This window comes from uncultured Fibrobacter sp., from assembly GCF_947166265.1.
GTDB lineage: Bacteria > Fibrobacterota > Fibrobacteria > Fibrobacterales > Fibrobacteraceae > Fibrobacter.
In genome coordinates, this window is sequence record NZ_CAMVDO010000082.1 from 1 (window position 1) to 3243 (window position 3243).

Below are 3243 nucleotides of genomic sequence, written 5' to 3' on the forward strand. Positions count from 1 at the left end.
TCCGAAAATCTCTTGACATCCTCCCCTTGAGGAACTATATTTATAATGAACAAATGTTCATTACTTGACAGTTTCTGCTTGTCTGTCAAAGGAGATTATATGAGTGAAAGTAGGCTTACCACCTTGAATTTTCGGCGAAATAACGTATATTTTTACTATAATTCTGTAAAAAATTGCATTTTACAGAATTTAGGAAAAAATATGCTTCAGACGCTCGCCCAATGCATTGAAACGTTCGGCTCAAAATACTTGATAAAAAAGGCCATTGCCGAAGGCCGTTTGTTCCGCATCGCAAAAGGATTCTATTCCGATAGCAAGGATGTTTCCGAAACTTCGGTAATCTCCGCAAAATATCCTAAGGCGGTTTTTACGATGAATACCGCTTTTTATCATTACGGTTTGACCGATACCATTCCCGAGAAATATTACCTGGCAACCGAGCGGGGAGCAAAAATTTCCGACAACCGTGTTGTGCCGAAGTTCGAGAATAGCGATATCCTGTTTCTTGGAGCTGTACAAGAATCAGTCAACGGCGCAACCGTTTCAATGTATAACAGGGAACGCATGCTGCTCGAACTGATCCGCAACAAGTCAAACTTGCCCTTCGACTACTATAAAGAAATCATCCTAAACTATAGAAAGGTAGTTGACGAACTGGACATGCAGTTCGTGCAGGATTACTTGCCGCAAATGCCGAAAGCGGATATGATTAGAAAGGTGCTGGAAGCGGAGGTGCTATAATGCTTAGCCTCAAAAGCATGGTTACTGTAGAAATTGAGAAAGGGTATAACGAAAACACGGCTCCCGCGAAAATCTGTCAAGACATTGTTTTAAAAGCCATTTCCATGGGACCTCTGCATCGCAACATCACCGTCAAGGGCGGTGTGGTTATGAGAAGCAAGACGGGAAACATCCGCCGTGCAACCCAAGACTTGGATATAGATTTTCTACGCTATCCCTTATCAGATGCCGCTATTGATGACTTTGTAGCAAAGATGAATTGTCTAGACGGAATCCGCATCGAAAGGTTTGGGGATATCGAAGAACTGAAGCAACAGGAATACAAAGGTAGGCGAATCCGCATAAAAATTCAAGATTCTAGCGGTTACGAACTAGAAAGCAAAATAGACCTGGGCGTGCATACCAAGTTAGATGTAAGTCAGGAGGAATATTGTTTTGACATTTCCTTTGACAACGGGAGTGTCAGTCTGCTGGTCAATTCCAACGAACAGATGCTGGTCGAAAAATTACGGTCGTTACTGAAATTCGGGGCTTTATCGACCCGCTACAAGGATCTTTTCGACATCTACTATCTTAGCAAACATGTTGACCATAAAAAACTGCATGTTTGCCTAGATTTGTACATCTTTGGCGACAAGCAAATGAGAGAGCATAACGTCAATGATGTGGTAAAGCGAGTGCGAGATATTTTTTCCGATAAACTGTACATCGAAAGGCTCTCCGCTAGCGACAAGAATTGGACCGGCGAAAATGTTTCGACCATTACAAAGAGTATCGAGAACTTTCTCAAATTGCTTTAGTCGCAACAATCCCGACTTCAAAGGGGTTGAATTCGACCCCTTTTTAAAAGAAGCTGATAGCCATTCGTTCACCATCGGAAAGAACAAACTTTTGAAATAAAAAAGCCTAGACTCGTTTTAGCCTAGGCTTTGAGGGTGCATGATGTATTCTTTTGCGGTTTTACCGGCGCATGACCTTGATGGTCTTATTGAGTTTGATTCCGTCGTCGATTCCGCGGACGTTCACTAGGTAGATTCCACAGCCGAAAGGTTGCAGATTCACCGAAGCGGAGCCGTTGGCAGTCACCACGGATTTTTGCGTCATGATACTATTGCCGCTAAAATCGGTCACGGTGATTTTCGCATTCTGCGGAAGGCCTGTCATGAACACAATATTATTCGAAACCGTCGAATGGAACTTTGTTGCGATGGTCGGCTTGACAAGCGTCGTTGTTTCGGAGGAACTGCTAGAAACCGGATCTTCGCCGCTCGAAGAAGAGCTCGATGAAGTTGCAGAACTTGCGGCGAGCTGTTGCGTCACGCCGATGTAGCGACTAAAGGTATCGCCCGCGTTGTCCTTGAGCGTAAACTGCACGTAGCCCGCACCCGCAAAGTTGTCGGCAAGTTTTACCGTCAACCTGGAACCGTTCACGGTCGCCGTCACGCCGCTCGGGGCCGACACGGTGTAGGTTCCGCCGTCGTAACCGCGGGTAAACTGCGAAAGGTCTATCACCTGCGTTTCACCCTTCGCGAAGGTGTAGTGCGCGCGGGCCATCCATTCCAGGTAGCGCTCCAGTTCCGTCCAGCCGTCACCCAGGCGGTCCCTGTTCGCTTCGCTAAAGTCACCGCTCTTCGACTTCGGATTGTACCCGTACATATTTTCCCACCAGTCGGGAAGTCCATCGAAATCGCTATCGTAATCGTCCGCCCAGCTCACACTCGGATACGGTTCCCAACCCTTGATGTTCGCCGTATCCTTCACGTCGGTTTCGCGGTCGGGAATGCCCGCCATGCCGCCCACGGACCCCTTCATGCTGTAGGTTCCGTTCTTGGTCTCGTTTATCACGCGGGTGTCGTGATTGTCAAGTATCGGCATGCGCTGGCCCACATCGCTCAGCACATCCTTGTAGGCGGCCTTCGCGCTCTGGACAGTCGCATACGAGGCAAAGAAGGGCTTGCTGTTCCAGGGTTCCCAATCCAGCACCTGCCCGCCGGAAAGCGAATACTCGCGACCGCAATTGTCGTTGGTGCCGTCGCAGGTGAACTTGCCGCCCGCAGCCTCGAGAACGTTGTTGTGGTAGTAATACGCCTGCGAGCCTTTGCCCGTACCTTCGAACTGTGCGCGCAAAGTATAGCCGTGCAAGGTAGTGGCGGCGCCCTCCTTGTAGTAATTGCCCACGAAGTTCACCTCGTGCGCACCGCCATCGGTCACGCGGCTCACCCAGTTATAGACAACGTTGTTGAATATGTCAAGGCGACCCGCATAGTAGCCGTTCCCGTCGAGGCCACCGCCCAGGCTCCAGTTGCGGCCCGCATTATGCGCAAGCAGGTTGTGGTGGAAACTGCCGATATCGCCGCCGATAGTCGCCGCATACCCGTGTCCCGTCCCGACGGGGTAATTCTGGTGGTCCGCAATGTTCAGCGCTTCCGAAATCAGCGTGCGCTGCAGCGTAAGGTTCTTGCCGCCTCGGCTACTGAAGGCTTCGTCAATCGTCCAGCTGAT

2 protein-coding genes and 1 pseudogene are annotated in these 3243 nt (G+C 49.3%); 2 read left to right on the forward strand and 1 reads right to left on the reverse strand.

Annotation, left to right across the window (positions count from 1 at the left end):
* The first annotated feature begins 201 nt into the window (after positions 1 to 201).
* Entirely contained in the window at positions 202 to 741 is a 540-nt protein-coding gene (locus tag Q0W37_RS15270) for a hypothetical protein (RefSeq protein WP_297702401.1), read from the forward strand.
* Positions 741 to 1541, forward strand: a complete 801-nt coding sequence (locus Q0W37_RS15275; protein WP_297702402.1) for a nucleotidyl transferase AbiEii/AbiGii toxin family protein — start codon at positions 741 to 743, stop codon at positions 1539 to 1541. Before Q0W37_RS15270 ends, Q0W37_RS15275 begins: the two co-directional genes overlap by 1 nt.
* A 160-nt stretch (positions 1542 to 1701) precedes the next feature.
* Here the strand turns inward: Q0W37_RS15275 and Q0W37_RS15280 are convergent.
* A pseudogene (locus Q0W37_RS15280) lies at positions 1702 to 3243 on the reverse strand (T9SS C-terminal target domain-containing protein); the annotation flags it as partial.